Below are 18,732 nucleotides of genomic sequence, written 5' to 3'. Positions count from 1 at the left end.
CTTGTCCTGTGCCAGTGTATCCCACCCTGGCCACCCTGCATTGGAGGTGCCCGCATGCCCCTTGCCGCTGCCGACTGGCCCGTCGCCCAGTCCGTTGAACAGATCGCCGCCAACCTGGTCACGGTGCGCCAACGCATCGCCGATGCCTGCGCCCGCGTCGGCCGGGACCCGGCCAGCGTGCGCCTGCTGCCGGTCAGCAAGACCGTCGATGACGCCCGCATCCGCATGGCGGTGGCCGCAGGCTGCCACGAACTGGGCGAGAACAAGGTGCAGGAGGCACAACGCAAGGCCGAAACGATGGCCGACCTGGGCGTGCACTGGTCGGTGATCGGCCATCTGCAGACCAACAAGGCGCGCTACGTGGCGCGCTTTGCCAGCGAGTTCCAGGCGCTGGACAGCCTGCGCGTAGCCGAGGCCCTGCAGCAGCGCCTGCAACTGGAAGACCGCACGCTGGATGTGTTCGTGCAGGTCAACACCTCGGCCGAACCGAGCAAGTACGGCCTGGAACCCGACGCGGTCGAGGCCTTCGTGCAGCAGCTGCCGGCCTTCGATCGCCTGCACGTGCGCGGCCTGATGACCCTGGCCATCTTCACCCCCGATGTCGAGCGCGTGCGCGCCTGCTTCGTGCGCCTGCGCGAACTGCGCGACCAGCTGCAACGCACCGCCCCGCCCGGCCTCGACCTGTCGCAACTGTCGATGGGCATGTCCGGTGATTTCGAAGTGGCCATCGAGGAAGGTGCCACCGTGGTCCGCGTCGGCCAGGCCATCTTCGGTGCCCGCGCCACCCCGGACAGTTTCTACTGGCCGAACAGCGGAGCCCCGGCATGAAGCACGCGGTTGTCCTGCAACACGTTGCCTTTGAAGACCTCGGCACCCTGAAACCGTTGCTGCTGGCGCAGGGCTGGCAGCTGCACGTGCTGCAGGCCGGCGTCGATGCCCTCGATAGCGCCGAAACCGCCGACCTGCTGGTCGTGCTGGGCGGCCCCATCAGTGCCAATGACACAGAGACGTATCCCTTCGTCAACGACAGCATTGCCCTGCTGCAGCGCCGGCTGCAGCAGCAGCGGCCGACCCTCGGCATCTGCCTGGGTGCACAGCTGATGGCGCGGGCACTCGGTGCCAGTGTCGCTCCCAGTGGTGGCAAGGAAATCGGCTTTGCGCCACTGCTGCTGACCGATGAAGGCCAGCGTTCACCGCTGCAGTCCCTGCAGGGCATTCCGGTACTGCATTGGCATGGTGAGGCGTTCGAACTTCCGGTCGGTGCACGCCGCCTGGCCAGCACGCCGGCCTGCCGTCACCAGGCATTCGCCATCGGCAGCCACGCACTGGCCCTGCAATGCCATCCGGAACTGGACGCCCGCCAGTTCGAGCGTTGGCTGATCGGCCACACGCTGGAGCTGGCCCAGGCCGGCATCGATCCCAACGACCTGCGCGCGCAGGCGCGTCGCTATGGCGCACCACTGGCCGCAGCCGCCACTGCGATGTTCGACCACTGGCTGCAGGACCTGCCGGAGATACCGCGATGAACTACCGATTGCAGATCCACCGCGATGGCGCCTACTGGGGCCACTTCGACTGCAGCGGCCCCGATGCCCTGCAACGCATGGACGCCATCGCCGCACAGCTGCCTGCCGATCAGGGCTTCCAGCTGAAACGGCAGAAAGGGGTCGGCGAAGAGCGCATCCTGTCCAGCAATGCCGATGGCCTGCGCGTGCTGGCTTCGCAGATCCAGTACCGCGACATCTGACCCGGCGATGGTAGTGCCGGCCGCTGGTCGGCATTCGACGGGAGAACAGGTTTGCCGGCCAGCGGCCGGCACTACCCTGGCTGTTCGCCCGCGTGCGAAGCTTCACGGATGCTGACCCTGCAACGCGGCCGCCACCACGGACTGCTCATCGCCCCGCGCTGGCCCTCCACCCGCATCCAACTGGAAGAAGAGGTACTGCAACGCCTGCTCGACGCGCAGGCAATGCTGCCTGCCGGGCTGCGCCTGCTGCTCACTCGTGGCTTCGAACCCAGCCACAGCCGTCTCGGTGGCTTCCGCCGCGTGGTGCGACGGCTCGGCATTGCGGTGTTTCGCACCTGCTACCCGCAGCGCCGGGATGAGATCGATGCCATCTTCGGTGCCAACGGCCACGACATCGATGGCCGTCATATCGATGTCTCACTGGTACTGCACGGCAAGCGGCTGCGGCTGCTGCCCCTGGGCGTGTTCACCCCACCGCGCTGGCAGGATCATCGCATCGCCCATCATGCCGAAGCGGTCGCGCGGGTGAAGCGCAGCCTGCAGCATTGCGGCTTCGAGCTGCATCACAATCCCACCGAAGCCCTGCAGATCCACTGCGACTATCGCCCGCGCTGACGCCGCGGTGGCCCATGCATGCTGCGCCTCATGCCATAGATGCAAATGATTCTCTTTTGCTGTAAGGTGCAGCCGCTGCCCTTGCCGCCGCGGGCTGTTCCCTTTCCCAGTTGTCGCCCGCCCCGTGTCCACGCCTGTCGAACCGACGGATGTCGCGCAGCTGTGCGCGGCCCATTACCGGCCGCTGCACGCCCATGTCCGCCGCAAACTCCCGCAACGCAGCGACGCTGATGACGTCGTCCAGGAAACCTGGCTGCGTGTCGTCAAAGTCGCCACCAGTGGCCTGTTGAGCAATGGCCGCGCCTATCTGTACCGCGTCGCCCACAACCTGATCGCCGATCACTACCGGCAACGCCAGCGCCGTCGCGAAGAGGTGCTGGATGACACGCAGTTGAATGCCATCGCCGATCCTGCGCCGCTGCCCGAGCAGCGACTGCTCGACGCCGAACAACTGCGCCACCTCGACGCGATCATCGCCGCGCTGCCACCGCGCTCGCGCCAGGTATTCCTGCTGGCGCGGGTGGAACAGTTGGCACTGGCCGAGATCGGGCGCCAGCTGGGCATCAGCCGGCAGACCGCGCACGGCCATCTGCTGCGCGCCCTCGTCGCCCTGCAGCAGGTGCCCGGCGCATGAGCCAGGACGCGATCGCGCGCGAAGCCGCACGCTGGTGGCTGGACGGGCACGACGGTGACCGCGACGAGAACGCGTTCGACCAGTGGTACCAGGCCGACCCCCGACATGCTGCGCAGTACCAGCATCTGCAGCACCTGTGGCAAGCCGGTGCGGCGACGCCCAGCCTGCAGCGGCAACAGCAGCGCAGGCAACGCAGTCGCCTGCGCGAAGCCGGCATTGCGGTTCTGTTGCTGTGCGCGCTGGGTCTCTATAGCCGCCATGTCTCGCCACCCGTGGCACAGGTACTGCGTACGGCTGCTGGCGAGATCCGCGAGGAAACTCTTCCGGATGGTTCGCATGTCCTGCTGTCACCCGGCAGCGAAGTGAAGGTGCGCATCGATGGGCAGCGCCGCCAGCTCCAGCTGCAGCGCGGCCAGGCCTGGTTCCAGGTCGCCGCCGATGCCGACCGGCCCTTCCAGGTGCATACCCCACAGGGCACCGTCACTGCACTGGGGACCGCATTCGATCTTGCCGTGCAGGGCAACAGCAGTGTGGTCACCGTTACCGAGCATCGCGTGCGCGTGGACAGCGGCAACGTCAGCATGCTGGCCGACGACGGCGAGCAGCTGCGCTTCGATGGGCAGGCAACAGCCCATGCAACAACGGCTGCCCCCGGAACATTGGCCTGGCGCGAGCGGCGCCTGCACTGGGTCTCGGCCCCGCTGGCCGACGTCACGCAGGGCCTGGACCGCTGGCATGGCGGGCATACGTGGGTCGTCGGCGAGCAGCTGCGCCAGCAGCCGGTCACCCTGCTCGGCAGTGCCGACGGTGCAGCCAGCAATCGCGACCAGCTGGCCACGCAACTGCAGGTGCGCGTGCTGCGCCTCGGCGCGGGCATACAGGTGTGGCTGCCGCCACGCAGGGAGCAGCGTGATGGACCCTGACATCCGGCCTGCGACTGCGTCTACCCAGGATGACGACGTTCTGCGTCAGCCCCTGGAGCCCCCGATGCTGTGCCCCCGCCCTCTTGTGCTTGCCCTGTCGCTGGCCTGCACCAGCGCCCTTCCGCTGCTGCCCGGCAGTGCCCACGCACAGACCGCCACACGCACCTACGATCTGCCCGCCCAGCCGCTGGCGGCCGCGCTGGACGCCTACAGCCGGCTGACCGGTGTCGACCTGGTGATCGGCGCGGCGCTGCCTGCCGGTCATTCGGCCCCTGCTCTGCGCGGTGACTTCGACGATGCGCAGGCCCTGTCGCGCCTGCTGGCAGGCAGCGGCCTGCGACCGCGCTTCGTCGATGCGCGCCGCGCCGCCCTGGAACCGGCGCCGGCTGAACGCACCGATGGCAGCCGTCGCACCGGCCCGCTGCGGGTGCAGGGCACTACCGCGCACGGCCAGGCACCGGGCGCCGGCGCCAGCCAGTATGTACCGGCCACCCGCGATGGCTTTGCGCCCTCGGTCGGCAGCGAGCGCGTGGCGATGGCCGAACGCCAGGAAGGCAACAGCCTGCTGCGCTCGATGCCCGGCACCCACAGCTTCCATTCGCGCAGCCAGCCGGGCCTGCAGGTCAACATCCGCGGCATGACCGGTGCCGGCCGGGTCAACACCATGATCGACGGTGTCACCCAGACCTTCCGCAACAATGCCGGGCATGGTTCGGGCGGTCCGTTCGCCTATGTCGATCCCTTCCTGCTGGCCGGTGTGGACGTGCAGCGCGGTGCGGTCGCTGGCGGTGACGGCGCTGGTACGCTGGCCGGCAGTGCCAACTTCCGCACCCTGGATATCGACGATCTGCTGGGTGAGGGCCGTGACTGGGGCCTGCGCGCCGGCTATCGCCATGGCAACAACGGCTATGGCAGCGGCCGCACCTTCGCCGGTGCATGGCGCCACAGCGAAGAAGGTGGCGACCGTCAGTTCGGCCTGCTGGCCGCCGCCAGCAGCAGCCGCAGCAGCGAATACGCGACCGCGCGTGGGCAGAAGAACAACGCAGACCCCGGCAACCAGCAGCCCAGCAGCTGGCTGCTGAAAGCACGCCTGCAGCCCAGCGACCAGCATCGGCTGGACCTGAGCCACATGCGTTACGAAAACGACTTCTACCACAACTACCCGTGGCAGATTTCCGCGCGCAACCAGCGCGCCAGCTACCACTACACGCCCTATTCGCCATGGATCGACCTGCGCGCGACCTTCGCGAGCAACAAGACCCGGCTGTTCTATCCGCCGGTGGAAGATTCAAGCTACATCGGCCGCCGCACCCACAGCAGCCTGAGCAGCTGGACCGTCGACAACACCAGTCGCTTCGACATCGGCGCACTGCAGGCGCGCTGGAACACCGGAATCAAGCACCAGTCGGACATCTATGTGGCCGATACGCCCATCCTGCGCGGTGCCAACCCGCAGGGTCGCAGCCAGCTGGACAGCGTGTTCAGCACGCTGGAACTGCAGTACGACATCTACGCGCTGACTGCCGGCCTGCGCCAGGACCGCTTCGGCATCCGTGGCCACATCCCGGTGTGCTCGGATGTGCCCGGCCAGTGCGCGGAGATCAATGGCGGCGACATCGACGTGCGTCGCAGCGAGCGCGCACTCAGCCCGAGCCTGGCGGTTTCACTGCAGGCCACTGACTGGCTGCAGCTGTTTGCCGAGGTCTCGCGCACATCACGGCCGCCACGCGTGCAGGAGATGTTCTTCGAGAAGATCCCGCTGGAGGACGCCAGCGTCGCCGACGGCATCGGCGCCAATCCGTTCCTGCGCCGCGAGCGCTCGCGCAACCTGCAGTTCGGCGCCAACCTCAGCACTGACTCGCTGCTGGTCGAGGGTGACCTGGCACAGCTGCGGGTCACCCGCTTCGACAACCGCATCCGCGACTACATCAAGCCGCAGTACCTGCTGATCGTGCATCCGCCGGAAGTGGAACCGCTGGTGGTGCCGATCGACAGCGATCCGCAGCTCAATGCCTGGACCGATGTGCTGGATGCAGACGACTTCACCGCCACGACCCGCTGGATGAACCATCCCGGCGTGGTGCGCATGCGCGGCATCGAGCTGGAGGCGCATTACGCCAGCGAGCACTACCACGCCACGCTCAGCTGGACCCGCTCGCGCACCAGCGCACCGGCCATCGAGTTCGTCAACCTGGAAGACATCACCGCCCTGCCGGACCGCTATTGGACCCTGGACGTAGGCGGCCGCTGGTGGCAGCAGCGCGTGCAGGCCGGCCTGCGCGCCGCGTACTCCGGGCCCACCGAGGAGGGCTACGACTTCTTCCAGACCCGCAAGACCGGCGGCACCGGCGTGCTGCTGGACTTCTACGCGAGCTTCAAGCCCCAGGCCAACACCACGCTGTGGCTGAACATCGAAAACCTGCAGAACAAGGCCTATGACAACAATGCCTCGATCGACAGCATCTTCAGCCCGATCCTGGACCGCGGCAACGGCCGCGGCCGTACCGTCTCGATGGGCGTCAATGTGGCGTTCTAGCCGTCACTGGCTGCCCGTATGCCTGCTCGCGCTGGCCGCGGTGGCTGGCGCGCAGCCGGTGCCCGGCACAGTGATCGACCTGGCCACTGGCCAGCACCTGGACGAAGCCGCATTCGTGACACGCGCGGCGGACGCCCAGCGGCTGTTGCTGGGTGAACGCCATGATCTCGCCGGAGACCACGCCGCCCAGCGCTGGCTGCTGCAGGCCCTGCAGCGGCAGCGCCCGCAAGGTTCACTGGTGCTGGAAATGATCGCCAGCGAGCGCCAGCCACGCCTGCAGCGCGTGCAGCGCTGGCTGGCCAAGGGCCACCAGGCCGAAGGTGCACGCCTGCGGGAACTGCTGGACTGGGATACGCGCTGGCCGTGGGCCGCGTATGGCGACCTGGTACGGGAGGCTGCCGATGCAGGCACGCCGTTGTTCGGCGGCAACCTGTCGCGTGCCGAGGTCAACGCGCTGCTGGCCTCGACCGAGGGCGTGCGATTCCCGCTGGCCGCTGCCCGCCAGCGCCTGTCGGCGGTGGTGCTGGCCCAGCACGCAGACGCGGCACCGATGCTGGAAGGGATGCTGGCCGTGCAACAGGCCCGCGATACGCGCATGGCGCGGGTGCTGCTCGATGCGCCCGCGCCAGCGCTGCTGGTAGCAGGTCGCTGGCATGTACTGCGCGGTACCGGGGTACCGGGGTACCTGTCACCGGATACGCCTGCGCTGGTGATCGCATTGGCTTCACCGGGTGAAACCGTCGATGCAGCTGATGCCGATCTGCTGTGGGTGCTGGACGATGAGTGAGCGTGGCCAACACTGGCAGGCGATCGCGATCACCGTCGTCCTGCATCTGCTGCCACTGCTGCTGTTGGTGCACTGGGTCGCAATGCCGCCGATGCTGCCGCCGCCGGAGCAGGACGTGCGCATCAGCCTGCGCCTGCTGGCACCGGCCACGCCGCCACAGCCGGTAGAGGAGCGCCAGGCCGAAACCCCCAGCCAGGCGCAGCAGGCGCGTGCATCGCAACCCACAAAGTCGCCGCCGCCACCCAAGCCTACGGCGGCGCGCGAGGGCGAGTTGGCCGCCAGCGAAACGGGTGGCACGGGCCGCCAGCCACTGCCGGTCGCCCCGCCTGCGGCCGCGACCGATGCAAGTCCCGCACCGGCATCGATCACGGCCGCGCCGCCCGCTCCAGACGCGCCACCGGCGGACTTCCAGGCCGGCGCCGCCAGCGACCAGTGGGAAGCCCGCCTGATGGCGCGGCTGGAGCGTTACCGCTACTACCCTGCCGCCGCGCGCTCGCGCCGGCAGCAGGGCACTGCGTGGGTCAGGGCCAGCATCGACCGCGAAGGTCGCCTGCTGGCGCTGCGGCTGGAGCAGTCCAGTGGCCAGCCGATGCTCGATGACGCCGCACTGCAGACCTTCCGTCGCGCGCAGCCGCTGCCGCCCATTCCCGATGAACTGAAGGCACCGCAGGAGCTGGTGGTGCCGGTGGAGTACTACCTGCGCTAGGCGGCATAAGCCTCCGCCTCGATCTCGAACAGCATGCCGTCCAGCGCCAGCCGCGGCACCGGGATCAGCGTGCAGGTGGGCGCGGCGCGGTTCGGCCAGCGCCGCCGCACCTGATGGGCGATGATGCCCAGCCGGTCTTCGTCGTGGTCCACCACCAGGATGCGCAACCGCGCCACATCAGCCAGGCTTGCCTGCGCCGAGCGCAGCGCGGTCTGCAGGTTGTCCAGCGCCTGCCCGACCTGGTCTTCGAAACTGGGCGAGAGACGGCCCTGGGCATCTTCACCGCCCTGCCCGGCGACATGGATCACCCGTGCTGGCAGGCGCACCACCGCCACGTGGGAGTAGCCGTTCGCGGAAGGGTCGTAGAGGCCGGGAGGATTGGACAGCTCCAGCAGGCCATGGCTGAGGTCCGGTGTGGTCAGCAGGTTCATGCCGCGCGCCTCGTGGGGGTTGCAGGCAGTCTGTGACCTCAACCCAGGTTGAGGTCAAACGGATCCGGTGCAACAGACCGGTCTGCCACGCGCAACGATCACGCCGACGTGTAGAACCGAGCCCGTGCTCCGCTGCGCTGCGCGAATGGCGTCCGAGCATGGGCTCGGCTCTACCGTTCCCCGCTCACGTCCACGCCGGGGATGCCGTGAAATCGATGGTCAGCCAGAACGTGCTGCCGCGCGCATCCAGCCGCACCGCGATCTCATCGCGCATCGCATCAACCTCGCCCACCGACCCCAGCGGCGTACCTGGGTCGGCCAGCACATGGATCTCGATGAAGCGCATCCGCCCCATCTTCGCCACGTGACTGGTAAAACCGGCATAACCGCGCTCGGCCACGAATGCCTGCATCACCTGCTGCACGCGCCGGTCCAGATCATCCGGCGCCACCTGCAGTACTTCACGCATGGCCTTCCACGCGCTGCGCGCCGGCACCGGCAGCACCGCCAGGCTGATCAACGCCAGCACGATCGAATCCAGGTACGGCACCCAGTGGTGCCATTCGCCCCCCTGCAGGGCCAGGGCCAGTACGAAGGCCAGTACCACCGCCAGGCTCATCAACCCACCCAGCAGCCAGCCACGCACGTCCAGCCACAACAGCGCCGAGCGCAGATGCCGCGCTCGTTGGGCGACAAACAGCGCCATCGCCAGGTTGCTGGCACTCAGCAGTGCCGCCCACCACAGCGCGGGCCCGAGTTTCACTTCATGCCCGCCCGTGGTCAAGCCAATCACCGCGTTGGCCAGCGCATACACGCAGGCCAGCGACAGGATCACCCCACCGAGTGCCTCGACCATTGGCTCCAGGTGCCAGTAGCCGTACTGGAAGCGCGGGCTCTGTTCCCGCGCCACCAGCCGCAGCACCGACAACGACACCAGGGTCAGCGCGACGTCGACCAGGCTGTACACGCCATCGAACAGGATGGCCTGCGATCCCACCAGCAGGCCACCGCCGAAGCCGACCGCGCTCACCGCCAGGGTGACCCCGATGGAGAACTTCAGGATGCGTTGCTCGCGCGCGGTATCCATCGTCCGCCGAACGGCCGACCGTTGCCGGTCAGGCCTTCAGCACCTCCACCTTGTACGAAACCGCATCACCCTCCTGCTCGATGATCAGCCCGTGCACGTCCGACTCGAAGCCCGGGAAACGAGCGTTCTGTTCGCGGGCGATGCGCAGCGACTGGATGATCGGCTCGTCACTGTCGCCAAAGCGCTCGCCCGGCATGATGGTCGGAATGCCCGGCGGGTACGGCACCAGCATGGTCGCGGCGACGCGGCCACTGAGCTGCTCGATGTCGACCCGCTCGATCTCGCCCTTCACCAGGTGGTTGTAGGCATCGGCCGGGGTCATCACCGGGGTCGGCAGATCCACGTACATCTCGCGCATCACCTTGGCCACCGCGAATTCCTGGTTGAACGCATGCAGTGCATCACACAGGTCACGTAGGCCCCAGCCGGCGTAGGCATTGGGATAGTCGGCCGCCAGCGTCGGCAGTGCCTGGCTCAGCGGCGCGTTGCGGTCATACAGTTCCTTGAATGCCATCAGCTCAGTGACCAGCGTGCTCCACTTGCCCTTGGTGATGCCCATCGAGAACAGGAACAGCACCGAGTACAGGTTGGTCTTCTCCACGGTAATGCCGCGACCCCACAGGAACTTGCTGAGCACCGCCGCCGGAATGCCCAGCTTGCCCATGCTGCCGTCCATCGCCAGGCCCGGGGTCAGCAGGGTCACCTTGATCGGGTCGATCAGCACGTAGTCATCGACCAGGTTCTCGAAGCCGTGCCAATGGGCATCCGGTTGCAGGTACCACTCCTCGCGTTTGGCCACCAGCGGCGCCGGCGTATCACCCTTGTCCAGGCTGCGCTCGACCTGGGTCGGCTGCCACACACTGAACCACCAGTCGTCGCGGCCCAGATCGTCACGGACGTGCAGCATCGCGCGGCGGAACGCGATCGCCTCGTCGTGCATCTCCTGCACCAGCGAACGGCCAGCCTCGCCTTCCATCATCTTCGAGGCCACGTCGCAGGCCGCGATCACCCCGTAGTGTGGGCTGGTCGAGGTGTGCATCATGAACGACTCGTTGAAGCGCTCGGCGTCCAGGTTGCGTTGCGCCGAGTTGCGCACGTGGATCATCGAGGCCTGCGAGAACGCCGCCAGCAGCTTGTGGGTTGAATGCGTGGTGAAGATGATCGCATCCTGCTCACGGGGCTTGCCTTTGGCCATGCCGTAGTGGTTCTCGTAGAACGGATGGAACGCGGCGTAGGCGTACCAGGCCTCATCGAAGTGCAGGAAATCGACCGCGCTGCCGATCTCATCAGCGATCTTCTCGGCGTTGTAGCACAGGCCGTCATAGGTCGAGTTGGTGACCACTGCGATGCGTGGCTTGGAACCGGCCTGGTAGGCCTGGCTGGCCAGCGGGTTGGCAGCAATGCGCTGCTGCAGCGACTCCGGCGTGAACTGGTCCAGGCTGATCGGGCCGATGATGCCGTGCGCGTTGCGGCTTGGGGTGAAGTACACCGGCACTGCACCGGTCATGATCAGCGCGTGCAGCAGCGACTTGTGGCAATTGCGATCGACGAACACCACGTCACCGCGCGCCACCGTGCCGTGCCAGACGATCTTGTTGGCGGTGGAGGTGCCATTGGTGACGAAGAAGGTATGGTCGGCGCCGAAGTTGCGTGCCGCTTCTTCCTCGGCATCCTTGATCGGGCCGGTATGGTCGAGCAGCGAGCCCAGCTCCGGCACCGAGATCGACAGATCGCTGCGCAGGGTGTTCTCGCCGTAGAACTGGTGGAATGCACGCCCCACCGGCGACTTGGTGAACGCCACGCCACCGGCATGGCCCGGCGTATGCCAGGAATAGTTCGACTCGGCCGCATGATGGATCAGCGCCTTGAAGAACGGCGGCAGCAGGTTCTTCATGTAGTCTTCGGCTGCGCGCATCACCTGCCGCGAGATGAAGCTCTTGGTGTCTTCGAACAGGAAGATGAAGCCGTGGATGTACTTGAGCAGCTTGCTCGGCACCTTCTCGATGGTGCGGCGCTCGCCGTACAGGAACACCGGCAGGTTGGCGCGGCGCGCACTCTGCTCACGCAGGAAGGCAGTCAGGCGCTGGAACTCGCCATCCACCTCTTCGCTGCCATCGATCGAAATCAGCACTGCCGAGGCCGCCACGTAGGTGCGGGCACCGGCGCGCGCATCATCCAGGTTCAGGCCGCACAGCACGCGCTGGTCGTTGCTGCGCAGTTCTTCCACCAGGGCGCGGATCAGGATGCCGCCGATGCGCGGCGACTCGTAGTCGTTGTCGATGACAATGACCGGATAGTCCAGGGACTTGAAGTACACGTTGATTCTCCTTGTCGAACTCAGGAACGCTGGGCGCCGGCGCTGATGGCCGATGCCTCGCGGGCGCGCTGCCGCTGCTGGCGGCGCTCCTCGCTGAAGAAGGGATAGAACACGGTGATGAACAGCACGAACAGGAAGGCGTACTGCACGATGGTTCCCGACGAGCCGTAGATCGCCCACAGGCAGTACACAACGGTCAGGCTGGTCAGGGTCCAGAACGCACCGGTATGGACCAGGGTGTGCGAACGCTCGACCACGAAGTAGCAGGCCACGCACGAGTAGATGTAGGGCAGCAGGGTTAGTACCACGGCGGCCGACGTGATGACGTCGAACTGTGCCGACGCGGTTTCCGAGGTGGAGGTGACCAGCACCGCCAGGGTCATCAGCACCGCTACGATCAGCACGCCCTTGACCGGCACGTCATCCTTGTTGGTCTTGCTGAAGATGCTCGGGAACAGCCCGTCGTCAGAGGCCGCCTTGGCGCTCTGTGCGGTCAGCAGGATCCAGCCGCCCAGCGAACCCGCCGCGCCGATGAAGGCGCACAGGCTGACCAGCGCACCGCCCCAGCCACCGACGGCCTTGGCCGCAGCCAGCGCGAACGGGGCATCGGAGGTCTGCAGTTCGCCGTTGGGCACCATGCCCATGATCACCGAGGAACTGGCGATGTAGGCGATGGCAGCCAGGAACACACCGGCCAGGGTGGCACGGGCCACGTTCTTTTCCGGGTTTTCCACCACGCCGGCGGTGACCGAAGCAGATTCAACGCCGATGAACGCCCACAGGGTCAGTGCCGCGGCGCTGGAGATCGCGCCGAAGTTCGACTCGCCGGACACGTTGTAGGCGCCCTTGAAGATATCGGCATCGAAGAAGAACCAGCCGAAGATGGCGATGCCCAGGATCGGGACCAGCGCAAAGCTGGTGGTGACCGTCTGCACGCGGCTGACGAAGGCCGGGCCGATCACATTGGCGAAGCTCAGCGCCCACACCAGGATCAGCACCGCGATGCAGCGCACCAGCGGCTCGGACAGGATCGGGAAGAAGTAGCTGAAGTAGCCGACCGCCGCAATCGGGATGGCGACGTTGCCGATCCAGTTGGCGAACCAGTAGATGGTGTTGGTCTGGAAGCCCATGTAGGGCCCGAACCAGTCGCGCGCATAGGCGTATGGACCGCCCGCCTTGGGCGCCAGCTTGCCCAGCTTGGCGAACACGAACGCCAGCAGCAGCGCACCGGCGGTGGTGATCAGCCAGCCCCAGATCGAGGCGGTACCGATCTTGGCCAGGCTGGAGGGCAGCAGGAACACACCGGAGCCCATCATGTTGCCGGCGACGAGGAAGGTGGCTCCGACCACCCCGATCTTCTTTGCTTCTGCCATGACAATCTCCTGTACTGGCATGAGCCCGGTGCGGCCGGGCGTGGGGACGGTTGCGCTGGCGTAACGCCGCTGGCGCTTACTTGATGAAGTTGTATTGCAGGCTGCCCTGCACCCGGACCGTGTCGCCGCGCGCGCCGCCCTGCTGTTCCAGGCGCCCGTACAGCAGCTCCATGCCCATCGTCCACGACGGTGCCGGGCTCCAGATCAGGTTGAACACGCCGTAGCGGCTCTGACGGAATGCGTCGGCCGCCAGTGCAGCATTCCGCTCCAGGGTCAGCTGGCCGACGATCAGGTTCGAACGCCACAGCTCGGACCAGTAATGGGTGTAGCCAACGAAACCACCGTGCAGGTCCAGCGCATCAAGGCGGCCATCGGCACCGACCACCGCGTCCAGCCCGGAGCCGGTCAGGTCAGCGGTGTAACGGCTCAGGCCGCGCCCACCGAGGGCACCGAACAGCAGCAGGTCGCGCTCGCCCACCGACGCCGATCCGCTCAGCTGCAGGCCACCGGCCATGCGCCGGTCGCGCTCATCGTCACCGTCATACGCCAGGCTGCGTGCCACCGCGCCCAGTTGCAGGTGGCCCCAGTCGCGCTCCATGCGCGCCGTCACCGTCACATCCGGCAGCCGGTTCACCGCCGCGCGCTCATCGCTGGCACCGGCAAGTTCAGTCTTCGGATCTTCGGCGGCAACAGTCAGGGTGTTGCCCTTGCCCATCGCAAAGCTGTGGTGGATGCCGGCCACCAGCAGATAGCCCGCACCACCCGGTCCGGCGAAATCCAGCGTGTCAGGCAAGCTGTCCGGATCCATGAAGCTGGAATAGCCGTAGCCCGCGTAGGTATTGCCGAGCTGGCCATAGGCGTGGCGCAGGCGGAATTCGTAACCATCGCTGCTGCCGAAGAAGTCGTTCTCCAGGTAGAAGCGCAGGTTCCCGTGCGAGGTCGGGCGCCGCGCCTCGAAACTGAAGCGGGTCTGCTTGGCATGGATGTTGAAATTGGACACGTCACGATGACGGCCGCCCACTGGCATCGACGAAGGAATGAACTGATCTTCGTCGCCGGCTGCGCGCGAATCGGCGATGGCATCGAGCTTGGCGTAGCCGCCAATGCGGATCACCGTATCGGTGCCGGGAATGGCGAAGAACCCCTTCAGATCCGGGTCGGTTGGGCCGGCCGCACTGTCCGGTCGCGATGCCGCGGTGGAAGGATCGGCCACCGATTCACGCTGCGGCAGCACCGGTTGTGCCACGCCCGGCACCTGGGTGGGATGCAGCAGATGGGTAGCGCCTGCAGGTGCGGTCGCAGGCGCAGGGATCTGCGCGACGGCAGACACAACCGCGCCATTGCGCTGCTCAAGCCGATCCAGCCGCTGCTGCATGCCTTCCAGTACCTGACGCATGGCCGCGATCTCACGGCGCAGCGCCTGCGCGTCCTCCTTGTCATCAGCCTGTGCATATGCCGGCGTGATCGCCAATACGGTCAAGCAGGCCAGACTCAGTACCGCCACGCGCATTGCATCCTCCCTGGACGTCCATGTTCATCTCGCAGGCCGAACGCACGCATGCGCGGCTCCGGCCCCACGTTGCAGTTGCTGGAAATGCGGATACTGCGTCGACGGCGGCGGCCAGCCTGCGCACTGCAGGCAACAGGACGATGACACTGCCCTGCCCGCACCGATGTCGACTCCATCAAGGCCGCGCTGCCAAAGAGGTGGCGACCGCAGCGGTCTGGGTAACAAGCACGGAGTGAGAATGTCGTGAATGGCTGTGCCGGCCGACCCTGATCAGGGTGTGGCGAGCGCGGCATCCGTCGCGCAGTGACGCTGTATTCCATGCGTCACAGGCTAATCCGCCTGTCGTTTTTGGCCTTGATTGGAATCAAGGCGCGATGCTTGATGTCAGTCACGATTCAGACGTGACGATGAACCAACGTTGCGCGGGCCTGCAACCGGAAGGCCGGCCACAGAATGCAACAGGCCCGCATGCTGCCATGCGGGCCTGTGCAATGTTTCATGAAGCTGGCGCCAGTCAGCGCGGGCCGAGCACCGTCTGCAGATCGGCACCCTGCGGCAGGCCCGCACGACGCTGTACCTGGCCCTGTGCGTCCTGGAACAGAATGCCCGGCGTGCCCTGGAAGCCCATTTCGATCATCAGTACCTGATTGGCATCGAGCTTGCCAGCAATTTCGCGGCTGATGTTCGGCAGCGCCTTGATGCCACCGCGATCAAAATCGTGCTCGTTCTGCAGCAGCGCTGCACTCGGGTCACGGGCTGCGAGGATGGCCGCCGCCTTGGCCGGGCTGTCCTCGCGGATGACGCCGACCATGATGTGACGCAGCTGCACCTTGCCCGCATCGACCCAAGGCCGTGCCGCTTCCCAGAACTTGTGGCAGTAAGGGCAGTTGGCATCGCTGAAGGTATAGACCACGCGCGGCGCATCGGCCTTGCCGTCACGTACCCAGGCGCTGGATTCCAGTTTGGTCCACATCTTGGCCGACATCGGCGAGGCCACCAGCTTCTCAACGGCCTCAGCGGCTACATCGTTGCCCTCCGCATCGAACAGGCTGCCGACCAGTACATGCTTGCCATCAGCAGTGACATAGGCCGCTGCCGGCTGCTGGCCGCCGACCACGCCGGCGAAACCTCGCAGGCCACCGGGGGCATCGAATTCGGCGACGACCTCGAACCCATGCTTCTCGATGCCCTTCAGCACCGCAGGGCGATCGCCCTTGTTGGCAGCGGCTGTGGCGCTCGCTGCCGGTGCCGCGGCGGTCTTGCCCGGCGGCGTCTGTGCCTGGCTGCAGGCGGCCAATGCCAGCAGGACCGGCAGCAACAGCACCGCCGGGGCGGTGCGCAGGGAAGTCGACAACATGGGAACTCCGTAGTGAGATGCCCGCGCAGGCTACCGCAGCCGGCGCAGTTTGTGTTCAAGACCCGCTGCCGTCAGTTCGCCGAGGTGCAGTTCACGCAGGCGCCCTTCGGCGTCGAAGAACAGGGTCGAGGGATAGGCCTGCACACCCAGCACCGTGGATGCCGCAGCGTCATCGTCCAGCAATACGTTGCCCAGCAGGAGCCGTTCGCGCGCAACGAAACCCTGGACCTCCTCAAGGGTTTCACCCTGGTTGAGGAACACGAACTGCACGTCCGCATGTGCCTGCTGTGCCGCTGCCAAGACCGGCATCTCGCGCCTGCAGGGACCACACCAGCTGGCCCACAGGTTCAGCACCAGTGGCTTGCCACGAAACTGCTGGAGATCCACTCTGCCCCCTTGCAGATCAGCAACCTGCAATACCGGCAAGGGCATCCGCCGCTCCTGCCAGGCGGACAACAGCTGACTGCCGCCCGCCCAGAGCAGCACACCTGCCAACGCCGCGCCCAGCACCGGGGCGCGCAACGCCCGCCATGCGCGCAACCGCCACAGTCCCCATGCCAATCCCGCAACCAGGACAACCGCGAGGTGGTAGCCACCATCGGCAATCTGCAGAATGCTCCACGGCGCCTCGCGATACAGCGCGAAGTTCAAGGCCACGAAGCTGATGCGACCACACAGCAGGCCCACCAGCAGCATGTCCAGAACCATGCTGGGTGCGGAAGGCAGCGGCATGCCGTCCTTCCTGCGTGGCCACAGACGCGCCACGGCCATCGCCAGCACTACGCACACGAGAATCAATACCACCGGCATCGGCACCGGCCCAACGCTCGACATCAGACCACCTGTTCAATCGTCCACTGGCTGCATGGTCGAAGTGTCGCGCTCCGGTTGCAAGCCCGACGATGCTGCCCGCATCAGGCCGCGCTGCGCCCCAGTTGCATCACCGACGGCGATTGCAGCCCGCGCAGACTGCCCGCCACCGACGGCATCAAGGGCCGCTCGCGGCGCTTGCTGCTGACGTGACGCCGATAGTTCGCCGGCGTCATGCCAACGATGCGCAGGAACAACCGGCGAAACGCACTCTGATCGGCGTAGCCGACGCCCCAGGCCACCTCATCGATACCCGCTCCCTGCTGCAACAGGGTCTGCGCCTTGGCGATGCGCAGCCGTTGGCAGTACTCGATCGGCCGCAGGCCGGTGGCCTTGAGGAACCGCCGCTGCAGCGTGCGCGGCTCCAATCCGGAGACTTCGCAGATCGCGGCGAGGGTGGCGCCGCGTGCCGCCGTGGTGTGCAACCAGCGCTGTGCCTTCAATACATCACGATCGCCATGTGCGAAGTTGGCGCTGAAGCGTTCCAGATCCTGCTGGATCGTGGCGGGCACGGTGATGCCCAGCTGCTGCGCCACCGCACTGGCCACGCCCTGCCCATGCAGCCGGTACAACAGCCGCAGGCCCAGGAAGCGCCAGGCCTGGCCCCCGCCGACCGTCAGCAGGTCGCCGTCATCCACCAGCGCCCGCTCGCTCGGCACCCAGCTCGCGGCCTGCGCCTGCAGGCCTGGATGGCGCCCGAGATCGGGGCCACTGACCGTACGCCCGGCCAGCAATCCGGCCCGTGCCAGCACGCTGACGCCATCACTGGCGGCGGCCAGCAGGCTGCCACCGTCATAGTGCGCGCGCAGCCAGTCCAGCAGGACCTCATCCGCGCGCAGGCACGCGCCGGCACTGATCTGGCCGGGAACCGCAATCACAGCCGGGATGGCCGCATCGAGCATTTCCGCACCCGCAATACGGTGCACACCAGTCTGGCTGGCCGGCACGATCCAGCGGGTGACCAGCACCCGCTTGAACGGCCGGCGCTGCTGCTGGGCAAGGCGATTGGCAACGTGCGCCATTTCGGCCAGTACGGAGGCGGCAGACGGATCACCTCCCGGGTATTCAACCACCGCGATCTCGACGAATCCTTCGTTCCTGAATCCTTCCACAGACCACCTCCTCGGTTCGTTGCAGGCCATCGAACGGCCGGTTCAGGCGAAGGGTAGGAACTGGCCCATCGGCGGGGCTATGAAGAAAGTTGCAAAGTGCGCTGAATGCGCGCACCCGGGCCAAGCCTTGACTCTCGACCAGACTCCAGGCTTCACAATGGCCGGCAGCATCCGCAGGAATCCGCCATGAACATTGGACAACTGGCCCGCCAGGCGGGCGTGCCGATCGATACGGTGCGCTACTACGAACGACAGCAGCTGCTGCCGACCGCGGCCCGCTCGGCGGGTGGCTACCGCATCTTCGGCGAGCAGGATCTGCGCCGGCTGCGATTCATCCGCCGCGCCAAGGCGCTGGGCTTCAGCCTGGAAGAGATCGGCGAGCTGCTCGTACTGAGCGATCAGCACTCGCAGGACATGGGCAGCGTGCGCGACACCGCGCAGGCCCGCCTGCAGGACATCGCGCAACGGATGGCCGAGCTGCAGCGCATGCACACCGCACTTTCGCAGCTGGTCGACGCCTGCCCCGGTCACGGCACGCTGGACCAGTGCCCGATCCTGGCGGCACTGACCGACAACGTTGCACAGGCGAAAGGCGACTGACATCGGCTTCGCAACGCACGTGAAGAAAAGTGCAACAAATGCTTGCCAACCCCCTGGGGCAGGGCTATTATTTCGCTCCTCAGCGACGTGGGGCCATAGCTCAGCTGGGAGAGCGCCTGCATGGCAT

Annotated in this window: 18 protein-coding genes; 10 read left to right on the top strand and 8 right to left on the bottom strand. The window is 66.7% G+C overall.

The window, feature by feature from the left end:
- The first annotated feature begins 54 nt into the window (after positions 1-54).
- The 9 genes from G5A07_RS16760 (at position 55) to G5A07_RS16720 (ending at position 7,948) form a co-directional block, all read left to right on the top strand.
- Complete coding sequence (locus tag G5A07_RS16760; protein ID WP_010485014.1) at positions 55-828, top strand: YggS family pyridoxal phosphate-dependent enzyme; 774 nt, start codon at positions 55-57, stop codon at positions 826-828.
- Complete coding sequence (locus G5A07_RS16755) at positions 825-1,526, top strand: glutamine amidotransferase (protein ID WP_191863643.1); 702 nt, start codon at positions 825-827, stop codon at positions 1,524-1,526. Before G5A07_RS16760 ends, G5A07_RS16755 begins: the two co-directional genes overlap by 4 nt.
- On the top strand, positions 1,523-1,747 hold the full coding sequence (locus G5A07_RS16750) for a hypothetical protein (RefSeq protein WP_019336453.1): 225 nt from the start codon (positions 1,523-1,525) through the stop codon (positions 1,745-1,747). Before G5A07_RS16755 ends, G5A07_RS16750 begins: the two co-directional genes overlap by 4 nt.
- Before the next feature lie 108 nt (positions 1,748-1,855).
- A complete protein-coding gene (locus G5A07_RS16745; RefSeq protein WP_019336454.1) occupies positions 1,856-2,362 on the top strand; it encodes a hypothetical protein in 507 nt (168 codons plus the stop codon).
- Positions 2,363-2,486: 124 nt separating this feature from the next.
- Positions 2,487-2,996: an RNA polymerase sigma factor gene (locus tag G5A07_RS16740; RefSeq protein ID WP_043402056.1), complete on the top strand. Its 510-nt coding sequence runs from the start codon at positions 2,487-2,489 to the stop codon at positions 2,994-2,996.
- On the top strand, positions 2,993-3,919 hold the full coding sequence (locus tag G5A07_RS16735) for a FecR domain-containing protein (RefSeq protein ID WP_019336456.1): 927 nt from the start codon (positions 2,993-2,995) through the stop codon (positions 3,917-3,919). The genes G5A07_RS16740 and G5A07_RS16735 overlap by 4 nt, the downstream gene beginning before the upstream one ends.
- Positions 3,920-3,983: 64 nt before the next feature.
- Positions 3,984-6,455 carry a TonB-dependent receptor gene (locus G5A07_RS16730; RefSeq protein WP_191863642.1) on the top strand — a complete coding sequence of 824 codons (2,472 nt, stop codon included), beginning with the start codon at positions 3,984-3,986 and terminating at the stop codon, positions 6,453-6,455.
- Positions 6,442-7,242, top strand: coding sequence for a ChaN family lipoprotein (locus G5A07_RS16725; RefSeq protein ID WP_019337902.1), 801 nt, complete (start codon positions 6,442-6,444; stop codon positions 7,240-7,242). Before G5A07_RS16730 ends, G5A07_RS16725 begins: the two co-directional genes overlap by 14 nt.
- The gene (locus tag G5A07_RS16720) at positions 7,235-7,948 is read left to right on the top strand and encodes an energy transducer TonB (protein WP_010484995.1); all 714 of its coding nucleotides are present in this window, start codon (positions 7,235-7,237) and stop codon (positions 7,946-7,948) included. Before G5A07_RS16725 ends, G5A07_RS16720 begins: the two co-directional genes overlap by 8 nt.
- Here G5A07_RS16720 and G5A07_RS16715 read toward each other — a convergent pair.
- The 8 genes from G5A07_RS16715 to G5A07_RS16680 form a co-directional block, all read right to left on the bottom strand.
- Positions 7,945-8,379: a Rid family hydrolase gene (locus tag G5A07_RS16715; protein WP_019336507.1), complete on the bottom strand. Its 435-nt coding sequence runs from the start codon at positions 8,377-8,379 to the stop codon at positions 7,945-7,947. The genes G5A07_RS16720 and G5A07_RS16715 overlap by 4 nt on opposite strands.
- Before the next feature lie 184 nt (positions 8,380-8,563).
- Entirely contained in the window at positions 8,564-9,466 is a 903-nt protein-coding gene (locus G5A07_RS16710; protein WP_043402038.1) for a cation diffusion facilitator family transporter, read from the bottom strand.
- Positions 9,467-9,494: 28 nt separating this feature from the next.
- A complete protein-coding gene (locus G5A07_RS16705) occupies positions 9,495-11,783 on the bottom strand; it encodes an Orn/Lys/Arg decarboxylase N-terminal domain-containing protein (RefSeq protein WP_043402035.1) in 2,289 nt (762 codons plus the stop codon).
- 20 nt (positions 11,784-11,803) lie between these two features.
- Positions 11,804-13,156: an arginine/agmatine antiporter gene (adiC, locus tag G5A07_RS16700; RefSeq protein WP_005410068.1), complete on the bottom strand. Its 1,353-nt coding sequence runs from the start codon at positions 13,154-13,156 to the stop codon at positions 11,804-11,806.
- Between the two features lie 76 nt (positions 13,157-13,232).
- Entirely contained in the window at positions 13,233-14,666 is a 1,434-nt protein-coding gene (locus G5A07_RS16695; RefSeq protein ID WP_010484985.1) for a DcaP family trimeric outer membrane transporter, read from the bottom strand.
- Between the two features lie 514 nt (positions 14,667-15,180).
- On the bottom strand, positions 15,181-16,023 hold the full coding sequence (dsbG, locus tag G5A07_RS16690) for a thiol:disulfide interchange protein DsbG (protein ID WP_010484982.1): 843 nt from the start codon (positions 16,021-16,023) through the stop codon (positions 15,181-15,183).
- A 30-nt stretch (positions 16,024-16,053) separates the two neighbouring features.
- Positions 16,054-16,857, bottom strand: a complete 804-nt coding sequence (locus G5A07_RS16685) for a TlpA disulfide reductase family protein (RefSeq protein WP_019336510.1) — start codon at positions 16,855-16,857, stop codon at positions 16,054-16,056.
- A gap of 80 nt (positions 16,858-16,937) precedes the next feature.
- The gene (locus tag G5A07_RS16680; RefSeq protein WP_019336511.1) at positions 16,938-18,005 is read right to left on the bottom strand and encodes a helix-turn-helix domain-containing protein; all 1,068 of its coding nucleotides are present in this window, start codon (positions 18,003-18,005) and stop codon (positions 16,938-16,940) included.
- A 186-nt stretch (positions 18,006-18,191) separates the two neighbouring features.
- Between G5A07_RS16680 and G5A07_RS16675 the strand changes: the two genes are divergently transcribed.
- Complete coding sequence (locus G5A07_RS16675; RefSeq protein WP_010484978.1) at positions 18,192-18,605, top strand: heavy metal-responsive transcriptional regulator; 414 nt, start codon at positions 18,192-18,194, stop codon at positions 18,603-18,605.
- The last annotated feature ends 127 nt before the right edge of the window (positions 18,606-18,732 follow it).

Source organism: Stenotrophomonas sp. AS012628, from assembly GCF_010608305.1.
Lineage (GTDB): Bacteria > Pseudomonadota > Gammaproteobacteria > Xanthomonadales > Xanthomonadaceae > Stenotrophomonas > Stenotrophomonas geniculata.
This window is presented reverse-complemented; position numbering and strand designations above follow the sequence as displayed.

Bases quoted from the DNA above. Each gene is read 5' to 3' on its own strand.
- G5A07_RS16760 (WP_010485014.1), top strand. From the start codon at position 55: ATGCCCCTTGCCGCTGCCGACTGGCCCGTCGCCCAGTCCGTTGAACAG.
- G5A07_RS16755 (WP_191863643.1), top strand. From the start codon at position 825: ATGAAGCACGCGGTTGTCCTGCAACACGTTGCCTTTGAAGACCTCGGC.
- G5A07_RS16750 (WP_019336453.1), top strand. From the start codon at position 1,523: ATGAACTACCGATTGCAGATCCACCGCGATGGCGCCTACTGGGGCCAC.
- G5A07_RS16745 (WP_019336454.1), top strand. From the start codon at position 1,856: ATGCTGACCCTGCAACGCGGCCGCCACCACGGACTGCTCATCGCCCCG.
- G5A07_RS16735 (WP_019336456.1), top strand. From the start codon at position 2,993: ATGAGCCAGGACGCGATCGCGCGCGAAGCCGCACGCTGGTGGCTGGAC.
- G5A07_RS16730 (WP_191863642.1), top strand. From the start codon at position 3,984: ATGCTGTGCCCCCGCCCTCTTGTGCTTGCCCTGTCGCTGGCCTGCACC.
- G5A07_RS16725 (WP_019337902.1), top strand. From the start codon at position 6,442: ATGTGGCGTTCTAGCCGTCACTGGCTGCCCGTATGCCTGCTCGCGCTG.
- G5A07_RS16720 (WP_010484995.1), top strand. From the start codon at position 7,235: ATGAGTGAGCGTGGCCAACACTGGCAGGCGATCGCGATCACCGTCGTC.
- G5A07_RS16715 (WP_019336507.1), bottom strand. From the start codon at position 8,379: ATGAACCTGCTGACCACACCGGACCTCAGCCATGGCCTGCTGGAGCTG.
- G5A07_RS16710 (WP_043402038.1), bottom strand. From the start codon at position 9,466: ATGGATACCGCGCGCGAGCAACGCATCCTGAAGTTCTCCATCGGGGTC.
- adiC (WP_005410068.1), bottom strand. From the start codon at position 13,156: ATGGCAGAAGCAAAGAAGATCGGGGTGGTCGGAGCCACCTTCCTCGTC.
- G5A07_RS16695 (WP_010484985.1), bottom strand. From the start codon at position 14,666: ATGCGCGTGGCGGTACTGAGTCTGGCCTGCTTGACCGTATTGGCGATC.
- dsbG (WP_010484982.1), bottom strand. From the start codon at position 16,023: ATGTTGTCGACTTCCCTGCGCACCGCCCCGGCGGTGCTGTTGCTGCCG.
- G5A07_RS16685 (WP_019336510.1), bottom strand. From the start codon at position 16,857: ATGTCGAGCGTTGGGCCGGTGCCGATGCCGGTGGTATTGATTCTCGTG.
- G5A07_RS16675 (WP_010484978.1), top strand. From the start codon at position 18,192: ATGAACATTGGACAACTGGCCCGCCAGGCGGGCGTGCCGATCGATACG.